Origin of the sequence: Micromonospora sp. WMMD712, from assembly GCF_029581295.1 — a bacterium.
GTDB classification, from domain to species: Bacteria; Actinomycetota; Actinomycetes; order Mycobacteriales; family Micromonosporaceae; genus Micromonospora; species Micromonospora carbonacea.
Window position 1 is genome coordinate 2,516,334 of sequence record NZ_CP120743.1, and the last position, 25,028, is coordinate 2,541,361.

General features: G+C 72.6%; 23 protein-coding genes and 1 pseudogene. 14 read left to right on the plus strand and 10 right to left on the minus strand.

The features are described 5' to 3' along the window. Nucleotides 1–45: 45 nt before the first annotated feature. On the plus strand, nucleotides 46–1,059 hold the full coding sequence (locus tag O7633_RS10475) for an aldo/keto reductase (RefSeq protein ID WP_282327564.1): 1,014 nt from the start codon (nucleotides 46–48) through the stop codon (nucleotides 1,057–1,059). A 107-nt stretch (nucleotides 1,060–1,166) separates the two neighbouring features. Then, on the plus strand, nucleotides 1,167–2,066 hold the full coding sequence (locus tag O7633_RS10480; RefSeq protein ID WP_282327565.1) for a TIGR01777 family oxidoreductase: 900 nt from the start codon (nucleotides 1,167–1,169) through the stop codon (nucleotides 2,064–2,066). Between the two features lie 59 nt (nucleotides 2,067–2,125). On the opposite strand, the gene O7633_RS10485 is transcribed toward O7633_RS10480, so the two are convergent. Beyond that, nucleotides 2,126–3,391: a PHB depolymerase family esterase gene (locus O7633_RS10485; protein WP_282327566.1), complete on the minus strand. Its 1,266-nt coding sequence runs from the start codon at nucleotides 3,389–3,391 to the stop codon at nucleotides 2,126–2,128. A gap of 79 nt (nucleotides 3,392–3,470) precedes the next feature. Between O7633_RS10485 and O7633_RS10490 the strand changes: the two genes are divergently transcribed. From O7633_RS10490 to O7633_RS10500, 3 genes are read left to right on the plus strand one after another with little or no spacing between them, the layout of a single operon-like run. Further along, nucleotides 3,471–5,420 (plus strand): DUF2079 domain-containing protein, encoded by a 1,950-nt coding sequence (locus tag O7633_RS10490; RefSeq protein ID WP_282327567.1) that lies wholly within the window; start codon nucleotides 3,471–3,473, stop codon nucleotides 5,418–5,420. Nucleotides 5,421–5,449: 29 nt separating this feature from the next. Then, nucleotides 5,450–6,091, plus strand: coding sequence for a lipoyl(octanoyl) transferase LipB (gene lipB / locus O7633_RS10495; protein WP_282327568.1), 642 nt, complete (start codon nucleotides 5,450–5,452; stop codon nucleotides 6,089–6,091). Between the two features lie 45 nt (nucleotides 6,092–6,136). Beyond that, nucleotides 6,137–6,529 carry a VOC family protein gene (locus tag O7633_RS10500; RefSeq protein WP_278128328.1) on the plus strand — a complete coding sequence of 131 codons (393 nt, stop codon included), beginning with the start codon at nucleotides 6,137–6,139 and terminating at the stop codon, nucleotides 6,527–6,529. Nucleotides 6,530–6,900: 371 nt separating this feature from the next. Here O7633_RS10500 and O7633_RS10505 read toward each other — a convergent pair. Continuing rightward, nucleotides 6,901–7,419, minus strand: a pseudogene (locus tag O7633_RS10505) (amino acid--tRNA ligase-related protein); the annotation flags it as partial. A gap of 391 nt (nucleotides 7,420–7,810) precedes the next feature. On the opposite strand from O7633_RS10505, the gene lipA reads away from it, so the two are divergent. From lipA to O7633_RS10520, 3 genes are all read left to right on the plus strand, one after another. Further along, nucleotides 7,811–8,878 (plus strand): lipoyl synthase, encoded by a 1,068-nt coding sequence (lipA, locus tag O7633_RS10510; RefSeq protein ID WP_282327570.1) that lies wholly within the window; start codon nucleotides 7,811–7,813, stop codon nucleotides 8,876–8,878. Nucleotides 8,879–8,975: 97 nt separating this feature from the next. Beyond that, entirely contained in the window at nucleotides 8,976–10,466 is a 1,491-nt protein-coding gene (locus O7633_RS10515) for an NAD(P)/FAD-dependent oxidoreductase (RefSeq protein WP_278128331.1), read from the plus strand. Nucleotides 10,467–10,517: 51 nt separating this feature from the next. Then, entirely contained in the window at nucleotides 10,518–11,207 is a 690-nt protein-coding gene (locus O7633_RS10520) for a DUF4191 domain-containing protein (RefSeq protein ID WP_282327571.1), read from the plus strand. 4 nt (nucleotides 11,208–11,211) lie between these two features. Here O7633_RS10520 and O7633_RS10525 read toward each other — a convergent pair whose 3' ends face one another. After that, a complete protein-coding gene (locus tag O7633_RS10525) occupies nucleotides 11,212–11,604 on the minus strand; it encodes an RDD family protein (RefSeq protein ID WP_074474779.1) in 393 nt (130 codons plus the stop codon). Nucleotides 11,605–11,862: 258 nt separating this feature from the next. Here O7633_RS10525 and glnA point away from each other — a divergent pair, with 258 nt between their 5' ends. Continuing rightward, nucleotides 11,863–13,287, plus strand: a complete 1,425-nt coding sequence (gene glnA, locus O7633_RS10530; RefSeq protein ID WP_282327573.1) for a type I glutamate--ammonia ligase — start codon at nucleotides 11,863–11,865, stop codon at nucleotides 13,285–13,287. Between the two features lie 122 nt (nucleotides 13,288–13,409). On the opposite strand, the gene O7633_RS10535 is transcribed toward glnA, so the two are convergent. Further along, nucleotides 13,410–14,060: a TetR/AcrR family transcriptional regulator gene (locus O7633_RS10535; protein WP_282327575.1), complete on the minus strand. Its 651-nt coding sequence runs from the start codon at nucleotides 14,058–14,060 to the stop codon at nucleotides 13,410–13,412. A 73-nt stretch (nucleotides 14,061–14,133) separates the two neighbouring features. On the opposite strand from O7633_RS10535, the gene O7633_RS10540 reads away from it, so the two are divergent. Beyond that, nucleotides 14,134–14,901, plus strand: coding sequence for an SDR family oxidoreductase (locus tag O7633_RS10540; protein ID WP_278128336.1), 768 nt, complete (start codon nucleotides 14,134–14,136; stop codon nucleotides 14,899–14,901). Nucleotides 14,902–14,968: 67 nt separating this feature from the next. Further along, complete coding sequence (locus tag O7633_RS10545; RefSeq protein WP_282327577.1) at nucleotides 14,969–15,325, plus strand: hypothetical protein; 357 nt, start codon at nucleotides 14,969–14,971, stop codon at nucleotides 15,323–15,325. A 95-nt stretch (nucleotides 15,326–15,420) separates the two neighbouring features. Here O7633_RS10545 and O7633_RS10550 read toward each other — a convergent pair whose 3' ends face one another. The 6 genes from O7633_RS10550 to O7633_RS10575 form a co-directional block, all read right to left on the minus strand. Then, nucleotides 15,421–16,623: an MFS transporter gene (locus tag O7633_RS10550; RefSeq protein ID WP_278128340.1), complete on the minus strand. Its 1,203-nt coding sequence runs from the start codon at nucleotides 16,621–16,623 to the stop codon at nucleotides 15,421–15,423. A 31-nt stretch (nucleotides 16,624–16,654) separates the two neighbouring features. Further along, nucleotides 16,655–17,563: an NADP-dependent oxidoreductase gene (locus O7633_RS10555; RefSeq protein WP_282327579.1), complete on the minus strand. Its 909-nt coding sequence runs from the start codon at nucleotides 17,561–17,563 to the stop codon at nucleotides 16,655–16,657. An 87-nt stretch (nucleotides 17,564–17,650) separates the two neighbouring features. After that, on the minus strand, nucleotides 17,651–18,040 hold the full coding sequence (locus O7633_RS10560; RefSeq protein WP_282327581.1) for a cupin domain-containing protein: 390 nt from the start codon (nucleotides 18,038–18,040) through the stop codon (nucleotides 17,651–17,653). Next, complete coding sequence (locus O7633_RS10565) at nucleotides 18,037–18,804, minus strand: cupin domain-containing protein (protein ID WP_282327583.1); 768 nt, start codon at nucleotides 18,802–18,804, stop codon at nucleotides 18,037–18,039. The genes O7633_RS10560 and O7633_RS10565 overlap by 4 nt, the downstream gene beginning before the upstream one ends. Then, the gene (locus O7633_RS10570) at nucleotides 18,801–20,060 is read right to left on the minus strand and encodes a sedoheptulose 7-phosphate cyclase (protein WP_278128348.1); all 1,260 of its coding nucleotides are present in this window, start codon (nucleotides 20,058–20,060) and stop codon (nucleotides 18,801–18,803) included. The genes O7633_RS10565 and O7633_RS10570 overlap by 4 nt, the downstream gene beginning before the upstream one ends. A gap of 367 nt (nucleotides 20,061–20,427) precedes the next feature. Beyond that, the gene (locus tag O7633_RS10575; RefSeq protein WP_278128350.1) at nucleotides 20,428–20,856 is read right to left on the minus strand and encodes a MarR family transcriptional regulator; all 429 of its coding nucleotides are present in this window, start codon (nucleotides 20,854–20,856) and stop codon (nucleotides 20,428–20,430) included. A gap of 322 nt (nucleotides 20,857–21,178) precedes the next feature. Here O7633_RS10575 and O7633_RS10580 point away from each other — a divergent pair, with 322 nt between their 5' ends. The 3 genes from O7633_RS10580 to O7633_RS10590 are packed head-to-tail and all read left to right on the plus strand — an operon-like array spanning nucleotide 21,179 to nucleotide 25,021. Beyond that, nucleotides 21,179–22,249, plus strand: coding sequence for a VOC family protein (locus O7633_RS10580; RefSeq protein ID WP_282327584.1), 1,071 nt, complete (start codon nucleotides 21,179–21,181; stop codon nucleotides 22,247–22,249). 32 nt (nucleotides 22,250–22,281) lie between these two features. Then, entirely contained in the window at nucleotides 22,282–23,325 is a 1,044-nt protein-coding gene (locus O7633_RS10585; protein ID WP_282327585.1) for a ketoacyl-ACP synthase III family protein, read from the plus strand. A gap of 37 nt (nucleotides 23,326–23,362) precedes the next feature. Continuing rightward, entirely contained in the window at nucleotides 23,363–25,021 is a 1,659-nt protein-coding gene (locus O7633_RS10590; RefSeq protein ID WP_282327586.1) for a BBE domain-containing protein, read from the plus strand. Nucleotides 25,022–25,028: the final 7 nt, after the last annotated feature.

A 25,028-nucleotide genomic window follows, 5' to 3' on the forward strand; every position in this document is an offset into this window, starting at 1 on the left:
AGTAGCGCTTGACCTGGAGCGCGCTCCAGGTAGAAAACTGGGCGCATGACGACGACACGGACACTGGGCCGCAGCGGGATCGAGGTCAGCGCCATCGGCATGGGGTGCTGGGCGATCGGCGGGCCGCTCTGGGGCGACGACGGGCAGCCGTACGGGTGGGGCGAGGTCGACGACGACGAGTCGATCCGCACCGTGCACCGGGCCCTCGACCTGGGGGTGACGCTGTTCGACACGGCCAGCAACTACGGCGCCGGGCACAGCGAGCGGGTCCTCGGCCGGGCCCTCGCGGGCCGCCGGGACGAGGTGGTGATCGCCACCAAGTTCGGCAACCGCTCCGAGGAGGCGACCCGGCTGGCCACCGGCGCGGACGCCTCCCCCGGCTACGCGGTGGAGAGCCTGGAGGGGTCGCTGCGCCGGCTCGGCACCGACCACGTCGACCTCTACCAGCTGCACCTCAACGACCTGCCGGTGCCCGCCGCGCTCGACCTCGTCGACACCCTGGAGGGCCTCGTCACCCAGGGCAAGATCCGGGCGTACGGGTGGAGCACCGACAACCCGGCCTCGGCGCGGGCGTTCGCCGAGGCGGGCGCGCACTGCGCGGCGATCCAGCACGACCAGTCGGTGCTGAAGGACAACGCGGCGATGTTCGCCGTCTGCGCCGAGCTGGACCAGGCCAGTCTCAACCGGGGGCCGCTCGCGATGGGCCTGCTCACCGGCCGCTACCAGGGCAGTCAGGCGGCGCTGGGCGACGACGACGTGCGCGGGAGGGCCCCGGAGTGGCTGGCGTGGTTCACCGACGGCCGGCCGACGCCGCAGTGGGCGGCCCGGGTCGCCGAGGTGCGCCAGGCGCTGACGGCCGACGGCCGTACGCTCGCGCAGGGCGCGCTGGGGTGGCTGCTGGCCCGCAGCGACCGGACGCTGCCGATCCCCGGCTGCCGCACCGTGGCCCAGGCGGAGGAGAACTTCGCCACGCTCGCCCTCGGCCCGCTGCCGGCCGACGCGTTCGCGGAGGTGGAGCGTCTCCTGGCCGACCTGCGCCCGGCGGGCGTCGGGAGCTGACCGGCAGGCGGCATCGGGGCTGACCGGCCGGGCGGCCCGTGCGGTGAGCGGGCTCCTTCATCCCGCTCACCGCATCCAACCGCCCGCACGTGACCGAAGATGGGGGCATGCGGATCCTCCTGGCCGGCGCGTCCGGCTTCCTGGGCACCCGGTTGGCCGACCACCTCACCGCGGACGGCCACCGGGTGACCCGCCTGGTCCGGCGGCCGGCGCGCACCGGCGACGAGCGGCGGTGGAACCCGACCGCCGCGCAGCTCGACCCGGCGGTGGTCGCCGACGCCGACGCCGTGGTCAACCTGGCCGGCGCGGGCGTCGGCGACAAGCGGTGGAACGACGCGTACAAGAGGCTGATCCGGTCCAGCCGGGTCGACTCGACCACCACGCTGGCCATCACGATCGCGGGCCTGCCCGCCGCCGACCGGCCGACGGTGCTGCTGAACGCCTCGGCCGTCGGCTGGTACGGCAACACGGGCGACCGGGTGGTCGAGGAGGACGCCCCGGCGGGCGAGGGCTTCCTCGCCGACGTGTGCCGGGTCTGGGAGGCGGCCACCCGCCCCGCCGAGGACGCCGGGGTGCGGGTCGTCCGGCTGCGCACCGGGCTGCCGCTGCACCGCGACGGCGGGCTGCTCAAGCCGCAGCTGCTGCCGTTCCGGCTGGGCATCGCCGGGAGGCTGGGCAGCGGCCGGCAGTGGCTGCCGTGGATCTCGATGGCCGACTGGCTGCGGGCGGCGCGGTTCCTGCTGGACCGCGACGACGTGGCCGGGGCGGTCAACGTCGTCGGCCCCGCCCCGGTCACGAACGCCGAGTTCACCCGGGAGCTGGCCCGCCAGGTGCACCGCCCGGCGGTCGTGCCGATCCCGGCGCTGGCCCTGAAGGTGGCCCTGGGCGGCTTCGCCCAGGAGGCGCTCACCAGCGCCCGGGTGCTGCCCGCCGTGCTGACCCGGGCCGGCTTCGCGTACCACCACCCGGACCTGCCGAGCGCCCTGCACGCCGCCCTCAACGACTGAAAGGAAGGGCCCCCTGTTAACGCATTCTGCATAGCAGGGGGCCCCTGCAATCACGCGGGTCAGCAGCCGAGCACCCAGTAGCCGGGGGCGGTCTGCTTCAGCGTCGAGACGTAGAAGACGTTGTAGAGGCCCAGCCGCTGGTTGCTGCCCAGGGCGTACGCGTAGCCGCCGGACTGGTAGGCGCGCCCGGCGGCGACGTGGGCGTAGTTGCTGGCCGTGACGCACGTCGGCGACGCGGTCGGGGTGGGCGAGGCGGTGGGCGACACGGTGGGCGACGCGGTCGGCGAGGCCGTCGGGGTGGGGGTGGGCGACGCGGTGGCCGTCGGGGTCGGGCTGGGCGACGCGCCGCCGCCGTCGAGGCCGAAGAAGAGCGCGTCGCGGTACGTCGAGCAGATCGTGTCGAGGAAGTACGCCGCCGCGGTGCCGCACTGGTCGGCGCCGGCGCCGGGGTCGACGGGGGTGCCGTGGCCCATCCCCGCGACCCGGTAGAGGCGGACGGCGTCGTCGCCGTACACCTCGAGGCTGGTGCCGGCGGGCAGCGACGCCGTGCCGGTGGGGGTCTGCGCGACGCCGAGCACGTCGGTCCACTGGTCGCGCGACTCGACGGCGTTGGCCGGCACGACGGTGCTGTCGGCGGTGCCGTGCCAGATGGCCACCCGGGGCCGGCGGCCGGCGTACCCGGGGTACGCGGCCCGGACGAGGTCGCCCCACGCGGCGGGGGTCTTGTCGACCCCGCTGTACTGGCAGACGCTGGTGGACGCGGGCGGGGAGCAGCGGTAGGGCACCCCGGCGATGACCGAGCCGGCGGCGAACAGCTCGGGGTACGCGGCGAGCATGACCGAGACCATCGCCCCGCCCGCCGAGAGCCCGCTGATGGCGATGCGGCTGCCGTCGAGGCCGTACGTGGTCTTCGCGTACCCGACCATCTGCGCGATCGACGCCGCCTCGCCCCGGCCCCGGGCGATGTCGCCCTCGGTGAACCAGTTGAAGCAGGTCAGCGCCTGGTTGGCGGTGGACTGCTGGGGCACGATCAGGGCGAACTTCCACTGGTCGGCGTACTTCTGCCAGCCGGAGTTGGCGACGTAGCCGGCGGCGTTCTGGGTGCAGCCGTGCAGCAGGACGACGGCGGGCGCGTTCGCCGGGAGGCCGTCGGGCCGGTAGGCGTACATGGCGAGGTTTCCGGGGTTGGTGCCGAAGCCGGTGACCTGGGTGAGGGTGGCGGCCCGGGCGGGCGCGGCGACGACGGCGACCAGGGTCGCCGCGGCGAGCGCGGCCCCGGCGACCGCCCCGGCGAGCCGGGTGAGCGAGATGGTGGAGCGGCGCACGGCGACCTCCTGTCGCGGATTGTGAACTGAGTCACTTCCGAGTTGCCGCGAGGTTACGTCCGCGTTTCCTCGCGCCGACATGGTCGCCGGTCACACATTCGCCGCCGTCGACGTGTGCGCCACCCGACGGCCCAGGGGCAGGGCCCGACGCGCCCGTGTCGCCCCGGCGTGCCCGGGTCCGGTTGGTAACGTCCGCTGCGTGCCGTCCTCCCCGCCCCCGGCCGCCGGACCTCCCCCCGCCCCCGCCGACGCCCCCGGCCGCCGCCGCGACCGGCGCGCCGACGCGCTGTTCGCGGTGGCCGCGCTGGCCCTCGCCGGCTGGGTCACCAGCGGGCTGTGGCTGGGCCCCGACCAGCGGGTGATCACCGTCAACTCCAGCGACCAGGCGCTGTTCGAGTGGCTGCTCGCCTTCGGCGCGCACGCGCTGACGCACGGCGAGAACCCGCTCTTCACGACCCTGCTCAACGTCCCCGACGGGGTGAACCTCGCGGTCAACACCTCGATCACGGTGTACGCCGCCGTGTTCGCGCCGCTGACGTACCTGATCGGGCCGCCCGCGACGTTCCTGGTGATCCTGACCCTCAACCTCGCCGCCACCGCGCTGGCCTGGTACCTGCTGCTGTCCCGGCAGTTCGTGCGCAGCCGGCTCGCGGCGGGCGTCGGCGCGCTGTTCGTGGCGTTCTCCCCGGGGATGGTGTCGCACGCCAACGCCCACCTGAACTGGACCGCCGGGTGGCTGGTGCCGCTGCTGCTGTGGCGGGTGTTCGCGCTGCGCGAGCCGGGGCGCTGGCTGCGCAACGGGGTCGTGCTCGGCGTCGCCGTGGCGGTCGCCTTCTCGATCGCCGCCGAGGGGCTGTTCTTCACCGCCCTCGCGCTCGGCGTGTTCCTGCCGGTCTGGGCGCTGCACCCCGAGCGGCGGGCGCGGGCCCGTGCGGCGCTGCCCGCCTTCACGCGCGGGCTGGGCGTGACCGCGCTGACCGCCGGGGTGCTGCTGGCGTACCCGCTGTGGCTGCACTTCGCCGGCCCGCAGCGCTTCCACGGCACCGGCTTCGACCCGGTCATCCACGCCGAGGACATCGCCGCGTACGCGGCGTACCCGCGCCGGTCCCTCGCCGGCGAGGCGGGGCTGGGCACCTCGCTCGCGCCCAACCCGACCGAGGAGAACTCCTTCTTCGGGGTGCCGCTGCTGCTGCTCGCCGCGGTCTGCCTCGGCTGGCTGTGGCGGCGGGACCGGGCCCTGCGGGCCACCCTCGCCGCCCTCGGCGGCACCGCCGTCGTGTTCACCGTGCTGTCCTGGGGGCCCCGGGCCAAGTGGGCCGGCCGGCACACCGACACCCCGCTGCCGTTCCTCCTGCTGGACGACCTGCCGGTGGTCAACGCCGCTCTGCCGGCCCGGTTGGCCCTGATCGTGGCCCCGGTGATCGGGGTGCTGCTGGCGTACACCGTCGACCGGCTGCGGGCCGACCTGCCGCGCCGCCGGGCCGCGCGGGCCGCCTGGGGGCTCGGCCTCGTGGCGGCGCTGCTACCGCTGCTGCCCACGCCGCTGCTGACCCGGGTCCGCGAGCCGGTGCCGGCGTTCATCACCGCCGGCACCTGGAAGGAGTACGTCTCCCCGGGCGGGACGCTCACCCCGCTGCCGCTGACCCTCGACGTGACCCCGGACGGGCAGCGCTGGCAGGCGTACGCGCTCGCCCACCGGCAGGGTGAGTTCCGCCTCCCGGCGGGGTTCTTCCTCGGCCCCGGCGGCCCGGACGGCCGGGGCCGGATCGGGCCGCCGCCGCGCACCTTCGACACGCTGATGGACCAGGCGGGCCGCACGGGGCTCGTGCCGATCGTCACCGAGGGCAGCATCCGGCTGTCCCTGGCCGACCTGCGGTACTGGGGGGTCGAGGTGGTGGTGCTCGCCGACCGGGTGGAGGGCGCGAAGTATGACCTCGACGAGGACGCGCTGCGCCGCACCGCCACCGCCCTGCTCGGCCCGCCGCAGCGCGTCGACGACGTGTGGCTGTGGCGGGTGCCACCGGCCTGACCGGCGGGTGCGGGACTAGGCTGGTGGGCGTGACCGCGACGATTCCGGGGCTGACCGCCGTCCGTGCAGGGGTGCTCGACTACCAGGCCGCGTGGGACGAGCAGCGGCGGCTCCACGAGGCGGTGGTGGCCGGCGAGCGCGGCGACACGGTGCTGCTGCTGGAGCACCCGAGCGTCTACACGGCCGGCAAGCGCACCGAGCCGTGGGACCGGCCGCTGGACGGCACCCCCGTCGTCGACGTGGACCGCGGCGGCAAGATCACCTGGCACGGCCCGGGGCAGCTGGTCGGCTACCCGATCGTGAAGCTGCCCGACCCGGTGGACGTCGTCGCGTACGTGCGCCGCACCGAGCAGCTGCTGATCGACGTCTGCGCCGAGTTCGGCCTCGCCGCCGACCGGGTCGCGGGGCGCAGCGGCGTCTGGGTGCCCGAGGACGACCGGGGCCCCGCCCGCAAGGTCGCCGCCATCGGCATCCGGGTCGCCCGCGGGGTCACCCAGCACGGCTTCTCGATCAACTGCGACTGCGACCTGGGCTACTTCGACCGGATCGTGCCCTGCGGCATCCGCGACGCCGGGGTCACCTCGCTCACCGCGGAGCTGGGCCGCCCCGTCACCGTGGCCGACGTGCTGCCGGTGGTGGAGCGCCACCTGCCCACGCTGGTCACGCTCTAGGCCCTGGTCACGCTCTAGGCCCTGGTCACGCTCTAGGCTCGGCGGGTGCAGATCGACCTCGTCACCCTCGTCGTCGCCGAGTACGACCCGGCCATCGCCTTCTTCACGGAGGTCCTCGGCTTCGAGCTGGTCGAGGACTCCCCGGCGCAGACCACCGACGGCCGCCCGAAGCGGTGGGTGGTGGTCCGCCCGCCGGGCGCGCAGACCGGCCTGCTGCTGGCCCGCGCTGACGGCGAACGGCAGGAGGCGGCAGTCGGCACCCAGACGGCCGGGCGGGTCGGCTTCTTCCTGCGGGTCGACGACTTCGACGCCGCTCATCGCCGTCTCGCCGACGCGGGCGTGGAGTTCCTCCGGCCGCCGCGCGCCGAGCCGTACGGCCGGGTGGCCGTCTTCCGCGACATCGCCGGCAACCCCTGGGACCTGCTCGGCCCGGCCTGACCCGACTGACCCGACTGACGCGGCGCGCGTCGGGGCACTCGCGCGCCGGGCGCCCGGCGCCGGGCGCCGGGGGGCAACGCTGCGCACTCAACGTGACCGGTGTCCTCCGACCCACACCCCGTTCCTTCCCCTTTGCTCTGCACCCACCCACGCAGCGGCAACGGAGGGCGACTGTTGCGTATACGGGTGCAGAGCAAAGGGCCGAGAACGGGTCGTGTGAGGTCGGCAAGGTAGGCCAGGTCAGCGACCTCCAGCTGGGACGCGACCGGGATGACCGCGCCCCAGGAGCGTCATTCCATCACCCAGGGTCACATTGGCCGCGAGGTCCGCGAGTCGTCACACCGGGTTGCCGGCCAGGCGGGGCGGGCGCGTCAGGGGGTGAGGCGGTGCAGGTCGCGGGGAAAGGCCGTGACCTCGCGGACGTTGGCCGCGCCGACCAGGCGGGCGACGAAGCGTTCCAGGCCGATCGCAAAGCCGCCGTGCGGCGGCATGCCGTGCCGGAACGCGTCGACGTACCCGGCGTACGGCTCGACCGGCTCGCCGCGCGCCGCGAGCGCCGCCAGGTAGTCGTCGTGCCGATGCAGGCGCTGCCCGCCCGTGACCAGCTCAAGGCCGCGGAACAGCAGGTCGAACCCGTTCGAGTACGCGGGCCGTGCCGGGTCGGGCTGGGTGTAGAAGGGCCGCTTCGCCATCGGGTACCCGGTGACAAAGACGAACTCGCTGCCGTGTTCGCGGCGGGCCCACTCCCCCAGCGCCCGCTCGTGGGCGGGGGCCAGGTCCGGCTCGTCGGCCGGCGCTCCGGCGATGGCCAGGGCCTCGGTGAAATGGACGGCGGGGATACTCACCGGCACCTGCGGCACCGTCACGCCCAGCGTGCCCAGCGCGGCGCCGGGAGGTGTGGGCGAGCGGGTCCTCGCGGTGCCACCACACCTTCGCCCCCGCATGCGGGGGCCTCGTTCGTCGCCTGGTGACCGGGGCCAGCCGGGCGGGTTCTACTGGGCGCGCGTCGCGGCGGACAGCGCCGTTCTTCCCGCAGCTCGGGAGGGTCTTCGCGCGCCGTCGCCAGACCGCCTCGCAGCGTTCGGCGGCTCTCTGGACTGGCGGGGCGGCGCGCTACTCGGTTCCGTCGCAGCTTTGCGCCGCAAGCTACCGGCCCGGCCGGCGCAGGGGGAGCGGTTTTCGCCGCCGGGTTGTTAGGAGGGGACCCTTCCTCTACAGAAAGCGTTAACAAGGGGCCCTTCCTTGCGCGGGGACGGTGGGCGGGGTCACAGGGAATGGGAGGTGACGGGCGTCGCGTCCCGTTCATCGACGGCTGCCGTCGGGCGTAGGCTCGGTTTTGTGACGATCGAGCACGCCGCGTCGACGACGCCGACGACGACCGAGCAGCCGACGACCAGCCCCGCCTCGCGTACCGCGACGGTCGCCCCCGAGGGGCGACGCCTGCTGCGCATCGAGGCGCGCAACGCCGAGACGCCGATCGAGCGCAAACCGCCGTGGATCAAGGTGAAGGCCAAGATGGGGCCGGAGTACACCCAGCTGCGCGGGCTCGTCTCGCGCGAGGGGCTGCACACCGTCTGCCAGGAGGCCGGCTGCCCCAACATCTACGAGTGCTGGGAGGACCGGGAGGCCACCTTCCTCATCGGCGGCGACCAGTGCACCCGGCGCTGTGACTTCTGCCAGATCGACACGGGCAAGCCGGCCGAGTTCGACGCCGACGAGCCGCGCCGGGTCGCCGAGTCGGTCGTGTCGATGGGCCTGCGGTACGCCACGATCACCGGCGTCGCCCGCGACGACCTGCCCGACGGCGGTGCCTGGCTGTACGCGGAGACGGTCCGCCAGATCCACGCCCTCCAGCCGGGCTGCGGGGTCGAGCTGCTGATCCCCGACTTCAACGCCGTCCCGGAGCAGCTCGCCGAGGTGTTCGGCTCCCGCCCGGAGGTGCTGGCGCACAACGTCGAGACGGTGCCGAGGATCTTCAAGCGGATCCGGCCGGCGTTCCGCTACGAGCGGTCGCTCGACGTGATCCGGCAGGCCCGCGCCGACGGCCTCGTCACCAAGAGCAACCTGATCCTCGGCATGGGCGAGGAGCGGGCCGAGGTGTCGCAGGCGCTGCGGGACCTGCACGACGCCGGCTGCGAGCTGATCACCATCACGCAGTATCTGCGCCCGTCGCCCCGGCACCACCCGGTGACCCGGTGGGTGAAGCCGGAGGAGTTCGTGGAGCTGCGCGAGGAGGCCGAGGAGATCGGCTTCGCCGGGGTGATGAGCGGGCCGCTGGTGCGCTCGTCGTACCGGGCGGGCCGGCTCTACCGGCAGGCCCTCGACGCCCGCGAGGCCGTCCACGCCTGAGCGACGCCCCGGGCGCCCTAGATCCACCTGTTCGGATGATGTCCCAACAAACGGGGCGGCTATTGCCATCGATACGTCGATGGTGGTGAATTTAGTCATGCCCCTGCCGCACACCGTCATCATCGGCGCCGGTCCCGCCGGCCTCACCGCCGCGTACGAGCTGACTCGACGCAACGCCCCCGCGGAGGTGGTGGAGGCCGACGACGTCGTGGGCGGGATCAGCCGCACCGTCGAGCGGGACGGGTGGCGGTTCGACATCGGCGGGCACCGGTTCTTCACCAAGGTCGCCCGGGTCGAGGAGTTCTGGCACGAGGTGCTGCCCGACGGCGACTTCCTGCTGCGCCCCCGGATGAGCCGGATCCACTACCGCGGCAAGCTGTTCGACTACCCGCTGCGGGCCGGCAACGCGCTGGGCAACCTGGGCATCGTCGAGGCGGTGCGCTGCGTCGGGTCGTACGTGTGGGCGCGGCTGCGGCCACCGGCGGACCAGAGCCACTTCGAGGGCTGGGTGTCGGCCCGCTTCGGCACCCGGCTGTACCGGATGTTCTTCAAGACGTACACCGAGAAGGTCTGGGGTTTCCCGGCCACGGAGCTGCAGGCGGACTGGGCGGCCCAGCGGATCCGCAACCTCTCGCTGGCCGGCGCGGTGCGCAACGCGCTGCTGCCCCGCCGGGCCCGCGCCGACATCACCAGCCTGATCGAGGAGTTCCAGTATCCGAAGCTCGGCCCGGGGATGATGTGGGAGCGCTGCGCCGAGCTGGTCACGAAGGCCGGCGGCACGGTGACGATGGGCACGTCGGTGGCGCGGGTGCACCGGGCCGACGGCCGGGCGGTCGCGGTGACCGTGGCGGGGCCGGACGGCGAGCGCCGCATCGAGGCCGACCACGTGATCTCCAGCATGCCGCTGCCGGAGCTGGTCCGGGCCGTGGACCCGCCCGCGCCGCCGCCGGTGCTGGCCGCCGCCGACGCGCTGCGGCACCGCGACTTCCTCACCGTGGCGCTGGTCGTGCCGGCCGACGCCGGCTTCCCCGACAACTGGATCTACGTGCACACCCCGGGGGTACGGGTGGGCCGGATCCAGAACTTCGGCTCCTGGTCGCCGTTCCTGGTGCGGGACGGGTTCACCTGCCTCGGGCTGGAATACTTCGTCGACGAGGGCGACGACCTGTGGGAGTCGGCCGACGACGACCTGATCGCCCGGGGCACGGCCGAGCTGGAGGCGCTCGGGCTGGTCCGTCCCGGGGCGGTCTCGGCCGGTTACGTGGTGCGGATGCCGAAGGCGTACCCGGTGTACGACTCCGGCTACGAGCAGGCCGTCGAGACCATGCGCGACTGGCTCGCCGAGGCGCTGCCGAACGTGCACCCGGTGGGCCGCAACGGCATGCACCGCTACAACAACCAGGACCACTCGATGCTCACGGCGATGCTGACCGTGGAGAACATCCTCGACGACGCCGGCCACGACGTGTGGGAGGTCAACGTCGAGGAGGAATACCACGAGCAGGCGGACGCGTCGTCGTCCTCCGCCTCGGCCGACGGACGGCACGGCACGGGCCGGGCCGCCCCGGTGCTGCCCCGCCGCCCGTGACTGGCGGGCGCGGATCAACGGGGTGGGCGGCGACCACCTAGACTCTGCGACATGGCTAAGCCCCAGGAGAAGGTCTCGTTCGGCCAGCGGCTGAAGCAGATCGGGATGGTGTTCAGGTTCACCGCCAAGCAGGACAGGTGGTTCGCCCCGCTGGCCGCCGGCGCGGTGCTGATCCCGCTCGCGCTGACCGTGGTCGCGGTGCTCCTCTGGGGTTGGCTGTGGCTGCCGCTGGGCATCCTGCTCGCCCTGCTCGCGCTGCTGATCGTGCTCAACCTGCGGTCCAACGCGGCGATGATGAACGCCGCCGAGGGGCAGCCCGGCGCGGCGGCGCAGATCATGGAGAGCATGCGCGGCGACTGGCGGGTGTCCCCGGCCGTCAGCGCGACCACGCAGATGGACATGGTGCACCTGGTGATCGGCCGTCCCGGCGTGATCCTGCTGGCCGAGGGGAACCCGCAGCGCGTCCGCGGCCTGCTGGGGCAGGAGAAGCGGCGGCTGGCCAAGGTGATCGGCTCCGCGCCGCTGCACGACTACGTGATCGGCCAGGAGGAGGGTGAGCTGCCGATCCGCAAGCTGCGGATGACGCTGATGCGGCTGCCGCGCGCCCTCAGCGGCAAGGACGTCAACGCCCTCGACAGGCGGCTCAAGGCACTCACCGCCCGGCCGCAGATGCCCAAGGGCGCGATCCCGAAGAACATGCGCCCGCCGCGTGGCGCGTTCCGGCAGACCCGGGGCCGCTGAGGCCCTATCCGCGCGGCGCGGCGACGATCACCGAGCCGGTGAGGCGGTCGTGCAGGCCGCGGCGGTGCTCGTCCATGATCAGGGCCGGGACGACCAGGGCGAGCAGGAGGCCGCGCAGCAGCGCCCTGGCCAGCCCGATCCGGCCGCCGTCGGCCCAGGAGAGGCAGCGGATCCGGGTGACGTACATGCCGGGGGTCTGCGCGAACAGGCCGAGGAAGAAGCCGTACTCGACGATCAGCACCGCGACCGGGGCCCAGCCGTCGCGGACCGGGTCGGCGAAGAAGTTGGACACCAGCAGGCAGAGCACCCAGTCGATCACCAGTGCGCCGAACCGGCGGCCCAGCGTGGGCGGCGCGAACGCGGGGTCGGCGGCGGGCGGCGCGGGGGGCTGCGGCATGGTCACGACCGCCAAGGGTAGTCAGGGGCCCGGACGTGGCCGGAAGCACACCCGCCGCCCAACCAGACAAAAGGCGTTGATCTGCGGCAAACTGCCGCGCCGGGTATCGTCCGAACGGTCACCCGACGGCGACTGACCGGCGCTTATGACGCAGCGCGAGCGACGTAACACGACAGAAACACAGCAGATACGGCCGGGCAACCGCGCGGCCATAGCGTCGCCACCAGCCAGCCACCCGTGGACGTGCCAGGAGGACGTGTGTTCGCCAATCCCGAGGAACTGCTGCGATACCTCAAGAACGAGGACGTGAAGTTCGTCGACGTACGTTTCTGTGACCTGCCCGGCGTGATGCAGCACTTCAACCTGCCGGTGGAGTCCTTCGACGACAGCGTCTTCAACGACGGTCTCGCCTTCGACGGGTCGTCGATCCGCGGCTTCCAGGCGATCCACGAGTCGGACATGCTCCTGCTCCCGGACGTCGCGACCGCTTTCATCGACCCCTTCCGCGCGCAGAAGACCCTCGCGCTCAACTTCTTCATCCACGACCCGTTCACCCGTGAGGCCTACTCCCGGGACCCGCGGAACGTGGCGAAGAAGGCCGAGGCGTACCTCGCCGCGAGCGGCATCGCCGACACCGCCTACTTCGGCGCCGAGGCGGAGTTCTACATCTTCGACTCGATCCGCCACGAGACCTCGGCCCACCAGTCGTTCTACTACATCGACTCGATCGAGGGCGCCTGGAACACGGGCCGCGAGGAGGCGGGCGGCAACCGCGGCTACAAGACCGCGTACAAGGGCGGTTACTTCCCGGTGCCGCCGGTCGACCACTACGCCGACCTGCGTGACGGCATGGTCCGCCGCCTGGTCGACGCCGGCTTCACCGTGGAGCGCTCGCACCACGAGGTCGGCACCGCCGGCCAGTCGGAGATCAACTACAAGTTCTCCACCCTGCTGCACTCGGCCGACCAGCTCCAGCTCTTCAAGTACCTGATCAAGAACGAGGCCTGGGCCAACGGCAAGACCGCCACGTTCATGCCGAAGCCGCTCTTCGGCGACAACGGCTCGGGCATGCACACCCACCAGAGCCTGTGGCTGAACGGCGAGCCGCTGTTCTACGACGAGACCGGCTACGCCGGCCTGTCGGACACCGCCCGCTGGTACATCGGTGGCCTGCTGCACCACGCCCCGTCGCTGCTGGCGTTCACCAACCCGACCGTCAACTCGTACCGTCGCCTGGTGCCCGGCTACGAGGCCCCGGTGAACCTGGTCTACTCGCAGCGCAACCGCTCCGCCTGCACCCGCATCCCGGTGACGGGCAGCAACGCGAAGGCCAAGCGCGTCGAGTTCCGCGTGCCGGACCCGTCGAGCAACCCGTACCTCGCCTTCTCGGCGATGATGATGGCCGGCCTCGACGGCATCAAGAGCAAGATCGAGCCGCCGGCGCCGATCGACAAGGACCTGTACGACCTGCCGCCGGAGGAGTGGGGCTCGGTCAAGCAGGTTCCGGGCTCGCTGCCCGAGGTGCTCGACGCCCTCGAGGCCGACCACGACTACCTGCTCGACGGCGGCGTCTTCACGCCGGACCTGATCTCCACCTGGGTGGAGTGGAAGCGGGCCAACGAGGTCGACCCGGTGCGCCTGCGCCCGACCCCGCACGAGTTCGCGATGTACTTCGACTGCTGAGTTCGGGATGCTGATCCTCGGATCAGCGCACTGAGAAGCACCGGCCGGGCCGGCTCCGCGACACGCGGGGTCGGCCCGGCCGTTTCCCCGGTGCGACGCACCGGCGGGTGGACGATGTCGGGTCAGCGCTGCGGGGACACGCCCCGCCCGGCGTTCGACGCCGGGCGGACCGGCGGCGGGGCGGGCCAGGCGGTCAGCGCCAACTCGGCGATGAGCATCAGCTCCGCCTGCCCGCGCCCGTCCCGCGCCTGCTGCGACATGCCCTGGATGACGGCCGCGTAGAACAGCGAGAGGCCCCGGGCGTCGGTCCCGGGCGGCAGTTCGCCGCTGGAGACGGCGCTGCGCAGGCGCGACTCGAAGGCCAGCACGTTGCCGTTGCGCTGGTCGCGCAGCGTCTGCTGCACCTCTATGTTGTTCGGCGGGATGTTGGTGGCGGCGCTGATCACCAGGCACCCTGCCGGATGCGACGGGTCGCTGTATTCGACGGCCGCCTCGCGGAGCATCCGGGCGAAGGCGTCGTAGGCCCGGGTCTCCTCCGCGAACGCCCGTCCCATGAAGGCGCCGAACGTGCGGCCGTAGGCCTCGACGACCTCCTGGAACAGGTGACGCTTGTCGGTGAAGGCCGCGTAGAGACTGGGCGCGTTGATGCCCATCGCCCGGGTGAGGTCGGCGATGGAGGTCGCCTCATATCCGCGTTCCCAGAACAGGAGGGTCGCGGCGACCAGCGCGGCGTCCCGGTCGAAACCCCGTGGACGCCCTCGTGAAGCATTCATCACCCAATTCTATAGCGACCGCTAGGAATCTGGTACGCTCTTTGTGTAGCAACCACTACAGAAGGAGGACATGATGAGCGTGCTTACCGGCAAGACCGCGCTCGTCACCGGTGCCAGCCGCGGGATCGGCCGGGCCACGGCCGAACGACTGGCCAGCAGGGGTGCGCTCGTGGCAGTGCACTACGGCCGCAACGAGGCGGCCGCCCAGGCCGTCGTCGCGGGGATCCGCGAGGCCGGCGGACAGGCGTTCGCAGTCGGCGCCGAACTGGGGGTGCCCGGCGACATCGACGCGCTCTGGGCGTCGTTCGACGCCCAGCTCGGCGCCTACACCGACCGGCCCGGCCTGGACATCCTGGTCAACAACGCGGGCATCACCCTGCGGGGCCACATCGAGGAGACGACCGAGGAGATCCTGGACCAGCAGTTCGCCGTCAACGTACGCGCCCCGTTCTTCCTCGTGCAGCACGGCCTCAAGCGGCTCCAGGACGGTGGGCGCATCATCAACATCTCGTCCGGCGCCACCCGGATCGCCTACCCGGAGATCATCGCGTACGCGATGACCAAGGGTGCCCTCGACACCTTCACCCTCGCCCTGGCAAAGGCCGTCGGCAGCCGCGGGATCACGGTCAACTCCGTCGCCCCGGGCATCATCGACACCGACATCAACGCCTCCTGGCTGCGGGGCAACGAGGAGGCCAACCAGTTCGCCGCCAGCCTCTCCGCGTTCAACCGCGTCGGCGCTCCGGAGGATGTCGCCGACGTCGTGGCCTTCCTGGCCTCCGACGACGCCCGTTGGATCACCGGCCAGGTCATCGACGCCACCGGTGGTTCGCAGCTGTAGATCCGACTGGTCTCGTGCCGGCGGGGATTTCGTCCCCGCCGGCACACGGATGTGTCCCGGAGGGACGATGTACGCCGTAGTGGTGCGATGGAGCCTTGCCGATTCATCGCAGACGGTCGAGTCGCTACAGCGCCACCTGCTCGGCCACGAGGAGTCCGGAGTCGACCGCCCCGTCGACGTGATCGCCATGACCTGGATCGACGACCCGGCAGAAGGATGGTGGGGTGCGGTCCTGCTGGGACGGTCCATGGAGGTGATGGGGCATCCCGCACTCCAGCGAGCGAGCACTCTGATCGGTTGTCCACCGACCGACCAGTGGTCGTTCGACCTGTTGTCCTGGACCACCGGCGGGCAGTCCCGTCTCACCGAGCTCTGGCTCGATCTGCTCAGCCGGAGCACGCCCTTCGCGCTGCGCGCCGCCTGACCACGCGCCCGGCACGTCCACCCGGCACTCGGCCGGCGTAGCCCGGTCGGTCGAGTGCCGGGACCGCAACTCGACCGACCGGGGGCCCGTACGGCTCAGCCCGGCACCACGTCGGCCCGCCCCGGGGCCAGCCTCGACCCACCGCCCAGGCCCGATGCCGCCTCCTCCGCCCGCCACTGCCGATAGCTGACGACGAAGCCCACCGCCGTGATCGCCGCGCCGACGAACACCGTCTCCCGCAGACTCAGCCCAGCGTCGAGCAGTCGGCCGCCCGCCCAGCTGGCAAAGGCGATGCTGGCGTTGAACGCGGCGATGTTGACCGCCACCGCCAGCGTCGGCGCGTCCGTCGCGGCGGCGGCCATCACCCGCGCGCCGAGCGCCGGGACGATCGAGAAGAACGCCAGGCCGAAGAGGAAGAGAGCACCGACCGCGAGCGCCGGCACGGCCACCACCGCGCCGAACAGCGTGATCGTTGCCACCAGGAGCGCCAGTAGCCCGGTCAGGGACGGCATCAGCGCGCGGTCCGCCAGCCGGCCACCCAGCACGCTGCCGAGTAGGGAACCCGCGCCGAAGACCAGCAGGAGCGGGCTGACCGCCGCCGAACTGAAGCCACCGACCTCGGTGAGCAGGGGCGCGACGAAGGTGTACGCGAGATATCCGCCAGCCGTGCCCAGCACGGTGATCAGCACCGACTGCCGTACGCGGCGGTTGCCCAGCACCCGCAGTTCAGAGGCCGCGCCGCCACCACGGGCCTGATCGCGGGGCACGGTGACCGCGGCGAAGAGCGCGCCGACGACGGTGAGCGCGGCGACCCCCCAGAACGACGCCCGCCAGCTCCACAGCTCCGCGACGGCGATGCCCAGCGGCACCCCGAGGATGGTGGCGAGGTTGAGGCTGACCGCCACCATGGCCACGGCACTGGCCGACTTCTCCGGCGCGACCAGCCGGTTGGCCAGCACCAGGGCCAGCGCGAACAGTGTGCAGTGGGCGAGCGCGGAGACGACCCGGGCGGCCAGCAGCACGGGGAAGCTGGGGGCCAGGGCGGCGGCACAGTTGCCGGCCGCGAAGACCACCATCAGGGCGAGCATCAGTGACTTGCGGGGCAGCCGGCTGGTCGCGAGGGTCAGCAGCGGGCCACCGACCACCACGGTCAGGGCGTAACCGGTCACCAGCAGCCCGGCGGCGGGTATCGACACCGCGAGGCTCTGCGCGAGATCGGGCAGCAGCCCGGCGATCATGTATTCGGCCGTGCCGAGACAGAAGACACTCAGCAGCAGCCCGGTCAGCCGCACCGGCATCGGAGGCTCCCAGGGTCGACGGGGTGGTGGATCAGCGTGCCGGCACGAGGACCAGCTTGCCGCGTACGCCGCCGGCGGCCAGCCTGCGGTGCGCCTCCGCAGCGGCGGAGAAGTCGAGCCGCTCGGCGACCCGGACGGTGAGCGTGCCCTCGTCGACCAGGCCGACCAGCCGCGCGAGCCGGGTGCCGTCCTGCTCCACGAAGGACATCCGGACATCGATGCCACGTTCCGTCAGGGGCGGGCGGGTCGGCACGATCGAGATCGCGGTGCCGCCGTCCCGGACGCCGGCGATCGCGCCGGGCAGGCCGGCCGTCTCCACGAGGGCGTCGGCGGCTCCGCGCGGGATCGTCTCGTCGGTGACCACCCGTTCGGCGCCCAGTTCCTTGAGCAGGGCCTCGTCCCGCGCCCGCGCCACGGCGAGCACGCGCAGCCCACGGGCGACCGCGAGCTGGACGACGAACCCGCCCACCGCTCCCGCGGCGCCGGTGACCAGCAGCGTGCCGCCCGGGGGCGTGTCGAGCAGGTCCAGGGCCTGGTCGGCGGTGAGGCCAGCCAACGGCAGAGCAGCCGCGTCGGCGAGGGCGATGCTGCGCGGCGCCGGGGCGGCGATGTCCGCGGCGACGACGACGTGGTCGGCGTACGTGCCGCGGCCGGTGGCCATCTGCGCGGACATCGCCACGACCGGGTCGCCGGGCGCGAACCGACGCACCCGGGCGCCCACCTCGACGACGGTGCCGGCCACGTCCCAGCCGAGCACCATCGGCAGCTCCACCTTGCTGTGCGCGGCGTGCTGGCCGGCCCGGGTCTGCAGGTCCACCGGATTGACGCCGGCACCGGCCGTGCGGATCAGGATGTCGTCCGGTCCCGGTTCGGGAACGGGCCACTCCGCGGTGGCGAGTCGGTCGGGTTCGCCGAAGGCGGAGAGCAGCACTGCGCGCATGACATGACCTTTCCGATCGGGTTGGTGTGGGTGCCGGCCGACGCGCACGCGGGTCGGTCGACCGGCACCCGGCGGGAGAGTGGTGGATCAGGTCTGGTCGACCAGTTCGGGCACCCGCGGCGGCAGCGCCCGGCAGACGGACGCGGCCAGCACCCGGACCGTCACCAGTCGCGCCCCGGACGAGGCCGCCTGCACCGTGCCGGCGGTGCCGTGCGGCACCAGCAGTACGGCGCCGCGGCCGGCGCGCAGGGCCGTGCCGTCGTCGACCCGCAGGACCGCCGCGCCGTCGAGTACGAGGATGGCCTCCTCGACGCCGTGCTCGGCGTGGACCGGCAGGACGGCGTCGGGGCGCAGCCGCCAGTACTCCACGCTCTCGCACTCGCTGTGCAGCATGCCGCGACGGATCAGGCACTGCCAGCCGGCCTGGGTGTCGCCTGCGGTCACGGCCACGTCCGCGACCGCCCGGTTCACGATCACCGGTCGGCCTCCGTCGCCGGCAGCCGGAGCGTGACCGCGCTGAACCGCAGGTCGGCCGTTGCCGACACGGTGAGCCGGCTGCCTGCGGGCACCAGCAGGCAGGTGTCCGTGGTCAGCGCGACGTCGTCGGCGGCGTCGCTGTGCGCGGTGCCGGTTCCGGAGTGCACGTAGACCGCGAGCTCGGCGTCCGGCGAGCCCAGGGTCTCCCGTCCGCCGGCGGGCACCTCGACGTACTCGATCCGCTTCAGCGGCCCGGAGAAGATGCCCGCAGTGTCGACGCGACGTTGGGCGAAGAGATCGAAGACGGCGGCGTTGCTCACCGGACAACCTCCTTGGGGCGATCGTGATCCGGTCAGGACTGCGGTGGTGACGGGCGGCAGGGTCTCGATGACCCACCAGTCGAGGTCGGTGGCGCCGGTGTTGCGCAGCCCGTGGATGTTGCCGATCCCGGTGAGCGCGAGCATGCCCGCCCGCACCGGGTGCGCGACGCCGTTGAGCAGCAGCTCACCGGTGCCGGAAAGGATGAGATACATCTCCTCGGTGCGGGTGTGGCGGTGCTCGCCGCTGACCCCGCCCGGCGGGATCGACGCCCACTCCACGGCCTCGACGGGCGACCTGAGCTGCCGCCGCCCGGCGAACGCCTTCCAGCGCGTCCGCCCGGCGGCGCCGTGCACGCCGTGGACGTCGGCGCTGACCGCGGTGGTGCCCACCGCGGCCGGGCCGGCACCCGCGGACCCGGTGCGCACGGCCGACCCGGCGCTCATCGGGCCGCCGCCAGGTTCATGGCGGCCAGTTCCTGGGCCGCCGCGGCCAGCTCCGCCTCGGTCACGTCGTTGACGAACACGGCGCTGCCGATTCCGACCGGCAGCGGCAGGCGCTGCTGCCCGTCGCGGTGCCGCACCGTGTCCAGCAGCGCGGGGACGAGCACCTCGGGGGTGCACAGCGGATGCCAGGTCGGCAGGTCGAGCGCGGCCATGGCACGCAGGATCCGCCGGCACTGCGCCCGGCTGACCAGGCCCCGGCGGGTGGCCAGCACGGTGGTCAGCGCCATGTCGACCGCCACGGCCTCGCCGTGCAGCAGCTCCGGCAGCGCGCGCATCTCGATGACCGGGCTGAAGGTGTGGCCGTAGTCGACGACCCGCTCCAGCACCTGCTCCCAGAGGTTGGGCTGGAGTTCCTGGAGCATGCCGTGGATGGCCCGCTCCAACACCTCGGTCGCCGGATCGAGGTGCGGCTCCTCCAACGAGAGCCGCTCGGAGACCGGGGCGCTGGCGAGGTCGTCCACCAGCGCGGGGCGTTGCAGTCGGTTGTCCAGCAGGGCTGGTCCGTGCTCCTCCAGGAGGTCGAAGAGCCGGATGTCCTTGATCAGGGCGATCTTCATGATCTCGGCCAGGCCGTTGCTGAGGTGCCGTCGCGGCAGCGTGGTCAGGAAGGTCCGGTCGAGCAGCGTCCGCTCCGCCGGGAAGTAGGTGCCCAACCGGTTCTTGTGGCCGTTGTGGTTGACCCCGGTCTTCGCACCGACACCCGCGTCGACCAGGCCGATGAGCGTGGTGGGGATGCGGATGTAGGGCAACGCGCGACGGTACAGGCTGCTGGCCAGCCCGACCATGTCCAGCAGGACGCCGCCGCCGATGGCGAGAATGGGCTCGCGGCGACGGTCGATGCCGAACTCGTCGAGCGCCCGGACGATGCTCAGCACGTTGTCCATGTCCTTGCTGGGCTCGCCCTCGGGCAGCACCAGCAGGCGGTGCTCGACGCCGTGGTGGGTGAGGTAGGCCCGGATGCGGTCGCCGTACAGGCGTTCCACGGTCGTGTCCGTCACGACGAACCGCCGGGGTCGTACGCTCCCGGTGACGTTCTCCAGGATGACGTCGTTCCCGGGGTCGAGGAGGTTCTCGGTCACTCGAACCTCGTAGTTGACGTGCTTGACGGCCTGGACGGACCAGTACGACACCGGGCTGCCGACGGCTACCAGCCCGTCGCTTCGCGGGGCGTCGGCAGTGAGGAGGTCCCGTTGCATCTGCGCTCCTTGAGGTCTGCCCTGCCCCGGCAGAGGGCAGGGTAGGTGCAGGGGCGTGGCCCCGCCGATGGGACGGGGCGCGGCTGAAGAGCAGGGTGCCTGCCTGCCGCTGCTCGGACGAGTCGCCGCACCGACAGGCATCATGCAATGTAGGCGCATGCATATTCTCAGTAAAGAGGAAGAGGGTTAAAAGTTCGTTACCGAGAGCCATCCCCCGGAAGCCCGGAGCAACGGACGCCCGCCGAGCCGTCGGCGACTCCGGGACCGGAGCGAGCGCCCACGAGGCAGGGCGGGCAGGAGCGGCCCCCAGCGGGGCACGCCGCCGCTCGGGGCCCGGACGCGCCGCCCAGGCGGACCGGCGTAGCGGCTATTCGACCTTGGGAGAGTCGGGCGGCGAGTAGCGCAGACGCGCGACGACGGTAGCGGTGCGACCGTCGATCGAGGCGAGGTCGAGCGCGAGCGCGATCTCCTTGCCGAACATGGCGTTGGCCTCGCGGTTGACCTCGCGCCCCTGCTCCGTGATGGCGGCGAGCACCCCCCGCCGGTCCCCCTCCGGGGTCGACCGGCGGGCCAGGCCCCGGTCTTCGAGCCGGGTGACCAGCCGGCTGACCGAAGACTGGTTCAACCCCAGGGCGTCGGCGAGCAGTTGCATGCGCATGCCAGCAGGATCACCGGCGGCAAGCGTGTTGAGGGCCAGGAACTCACTCAGACCGATGCCCGCCAGCCGGGACAGCTTCCTGTCGAGCTGATTGCTCACCTCCGCCACCAGGACTGAGAGCTGCTTCCAGAGCTCCACCTCGTCACCCCGTCGCTGCACCACCGAAGATCACCACTTCCTCAGCGCCATGGTCACCCAGGCCGGCACGCATCCGAAAGATGCACTCCCATGCAATGTTAGCCGCTTTCGACCAATGCGCGGGAGTCCGACCACCCATCATGCAGGGATTTGACCCTGAGTGCCCGAACAGCAGCTGTGGGCTATGGAACTTTTACTTGCGGGCACATGCATCTAGCCATAGATTGACGCCTGCCACCGCGCGTGGAACCGGCCCGTCCCCTGCCAGCCGGGCCCGCTCCGCCACGTCGCGCACCCCGTTGCGTTCTCCGGAGGCCCCGCGATGCCCCTCGCCGACCCGACCGAGGAAGCCATCCCGGCGCATCACCGCGCCGGCATCCCCACCGCCCGAACGCTCGACCACTACGCCTTCACCGTGTCCGACCTGCCGCGCGCCATCGGCTTCTTCACCGAGGTGCTCGGCGGGGAGCTCTGCTACCAGGAGGGGCCGGTGCAGGACCCGACGGGCGACTGGATGACCCGCAAGCTCGGCGTCCACCCTCGGGCCCGCGCGCAGGTGGCCCTGGTGCGCCTGCGCGACTTCGCCAACATCGAGCTCTTCGGCTACACCGCACCCGACCAGGTGACCACCGCGCCGGAACCCACCGCGCCCGGCGGCGCCTACCTCGCACTCCAGGTGCAGGAGCTGGCCGCCGCCACGCGACGGCTTGCCCAGGTCCCCGGCATCCACGTCGTTCGCTCCGCACCCACCGGTGCGGACGGGCCGTCGGCCTGGTGCCGCGCCGACTGGGGAATGTGGCTGCTCCTGCGCGAAGCCGGTCCGACGCCGCGAACCGACCGCCGCTTCCGCCCACCTGCCCCGCCGACCGGCTGGACCGGGCTGCCAGGTCTGCACGGAGTGGAACACTTCGGGCGTACGGTCGGGGACCTCGATGCCGCCGTGGCGTTCTTCGTCGACGTGCTCGGTGCCGAACTGCTGTCGGCGCTGACCGAGCCCTGCCCCGAACCGTGGACGCCGGCCGCTGCCGTCCGCCGGCGCGCGGCGCTGCGGGTGGGTCCCACCGCTAACGTCGAGCTCTACTCCCCCGCGCCACACGCCGTCGGCGAGCCTCCCCGCAACAGCGACGTCGGCGGGCACCACCTCGCCTTCTACGTCGACGACGTGGACGCGGCAGCGGCCTGGCTGCGCCAGGCCCCCGGCGTGGAGGTGATGGGCGATCCGGAGACCATCGCCGACGGTCCGATCGCCGGCGACCGCTGGGTCTACTTCCGCACCCCGATCGGCATCCAGATGGAGATCGTCCGGATGCCCGACGGTGAGCTGCCGTACGAGTCGCTGACCAGCGCCCGACGGGCCACGCCCGGCCCGTACCGCTGGACCGACCGTCCCTGACCACCCTGTCCGACAAGAGTGAGGACGAAGAGATGCGGTGGAACGACCTGTATGTGTCCGGCACCGGAGCGTGGCTGCCCAAGGCCGTCGGCGTCGACGGGGCCGTAGCCCAGGGGCGGTACCCGGCCGAGTCGGCCGAGCGCAGCGCCCAGCTCTCGGTCACCGTCGCCGAGCCGGACGAGCACCTGCCCGACATGGCCGTCGGTGCAGCCCGCCAGGCGCTCGTCCGCTCCGGCAGCGCCGCCGGTGACGTCGCCGCGGTGTTCCACTCGGTGGTGCTCCACGCGGGGCTGGACGTGTGGAACCTCGGCTCGTACATCCAGCGGTCGGTCGCCCGGCCGGACGCCTTCGTGGCGGAGATCCGCAGCGGTTCCAACGGCGGGCTGGTGGCGGTGGAGACAGCCGCCGCCTACCTGCGGGCCCACGAGGAGACGGGGGTGGCGGTGGTCAGCGCCGGCGACCGGTGGCCGGAGCCCTACTTCGACCGGTGGAAGGCCGACCGCATCGTCTACGCCGACGGCGCCGCCGCCGTGACGCTCTCCCGCACCGACGGGTTCGCCCGACTGGTCGCCATGGTCACCCGCACCGACCCGGAACTGGAAGGCATGCACCGTGGAGCGGATCGGCTGGACGGGATCGGCACCGGGCCGCTGGAGCCGGTGGACCTGGACCGGCGGCACCGGCACTTCCTCGGCGAGATCGGCCGGGAGGAGATCTGGCGCCGCCTCGACGCCGGGATACGCAGCACCTGCGCACAGGTGCTGGAGGAGGCCGGGATCACGGGCGGCGAGGTGGACCGCTTCGTCGTGCCGCACTTCGGCCTCTGGCTGACCCGGCGACAGATCCTCGATCCGCTGGGCATCACCGATCTGGGCCGTACCACGTGGGACTTCTCGCGGCAGGTCGGGCACCTGGGCGCCGGCGACCAACTCGCCGGGCTGAACCATCTCGCCGAGACCGGCGAGCTGCGTCCGGGGCAGCACGTCCTGCTGCTGGGGGTGGGGGCCGGCTTCACCTGGACCGGTGCGGTGCTGCGGATCCTGCGCACGCCGGCCTGGGCCGGGCAGCCGGTCTGATCAGTCGCGCACGACAAACAGGGGAGGACAAAGCATCATGAGCAAGGTGACTCGCCGGCGCGTGCTGGCCGGCACCGCAGCCGTCGGCGGTGGCCTGCTGGTCGCCACCGGCCCGGCAGCGCCGGCCGCACCGGCCGCACCGGCAGCACCGGCCGCACCGGCAGCACCGGCCGCACCGGCAGCACCGGCAGCGCCGGCAGCGCCGGCACCGGTGACGGTCTCGGCCACCGACCCCCGCTATCCGGATCTGGTCCGGGGCACCAACCAACGCTGGGTCGGCCGGCCCGACGAGGTCCGCCTGATCACCTCCACCGCGCAGGCGGTACGCGCCGTGCAGGAGGCGGTCAGCGCCGGCAGGCGGCTCGCGGTGCGCAGCGGCGGGCACTGCTACGAGGACTTCACCACCAGCTCCGACATCCGGGTGGTGTTGGACCTGTCGCAGCTCTCCGACGTCTACTACGACCCCGGCCGCCGGGCGTTCGCCGTCGAGGCGGGGGCCACCCTGGGCAAGGTGTACGAGACGCTCTACAAGCGGTGGGGCGTTTTCCTGCCGGCCGGCAACTGCCCGACCGTCTGCGCGGGGGGCCACATCGCCGGCGGCGGCTACGGCTCCCTGGCCCGCCGCAACGGCCTTGCCGTCGACCACCTCTACGCCGTCGAGGTGGTCGTGGTCGACGCCTCGGGCACCGCCCGCGCGGTCGTCGCCACCCGGGAGACCACCGACCCGCACCACGACCTGTGGTGGGCACACACCGGTGGCGGCGGTGGCAACTTCGGCGTGGTCACCCGGTACTGGCTGCGCTCCCCCGGGGTCACCAGCAGTGAACCGGCGCGGCTGCTTCCCCGGCCGCCGTCGCAGGTGTGGGTCAACGAGGTCGCCTGGCCGTGGGAGTCGATCACCGAGGCCGGGTTCACCCGGCTCATGCGCAACCACGGGCGTTGGCACGCGCAGCACAGCGCTCCCGACTCGCCCTATGTCAACCTGTTCAGCCAGCTGAAGCCCTGGCACCGCGCCAACGGCGCGATCACGATGGTCACCCAGGTCGACGCCGGCGCGCCCCACGCCGAGCGGATGCTGCAGGACTACGTCGCCGCGGTGGGCGCCGGTGTGGGCGTCCCGGCGCAGACCCGGCAGCACCGGCTGGTGCCCTGGCTGCACGCCACCCAGTGGCCGGGCTTCACCGGCCCCGACCCGACCATCCGGTTCAAGGGCAAGTCCGCCTATCTGCGGGGCAACTACCCGACGGAGCAGATCGCCGTCATGTATCGGCACCTGACCCGCACCGACTACCACAACCCGACGGCGCTGATGATGATCGCCTCGTACGGCGGCCGGGTGAACACCCTGCAACCGGGCGACACGGCGGTGCCGCAGCGGGACTCCGTGATCAAGATGCAGTGCGTGACGCTCTGGAACGACGCCCGCGACGACGAGGCGAACGTCGCCTGGGTCCGGGAGTTCTACCGGGAGCTCTACGGCGCGACCGGTGGGGTGCCGGTGCCCAACGAGGTGACCGACGGCTGCTTCGTCAACTACGCCGACGTCGACCTGAACGACCCCGCCTGGAACACCTCCGGCGTCGCCTGGCACGACCTCTACTACAAGGGGAACTACCCGCGGCTGCAACAGGTCAAGGCGCGGTGGGATCCGCGCAACGTCTTCCGGCACGCCCAGTCCATCCGGCCGGCCAACTGAGCGGGGC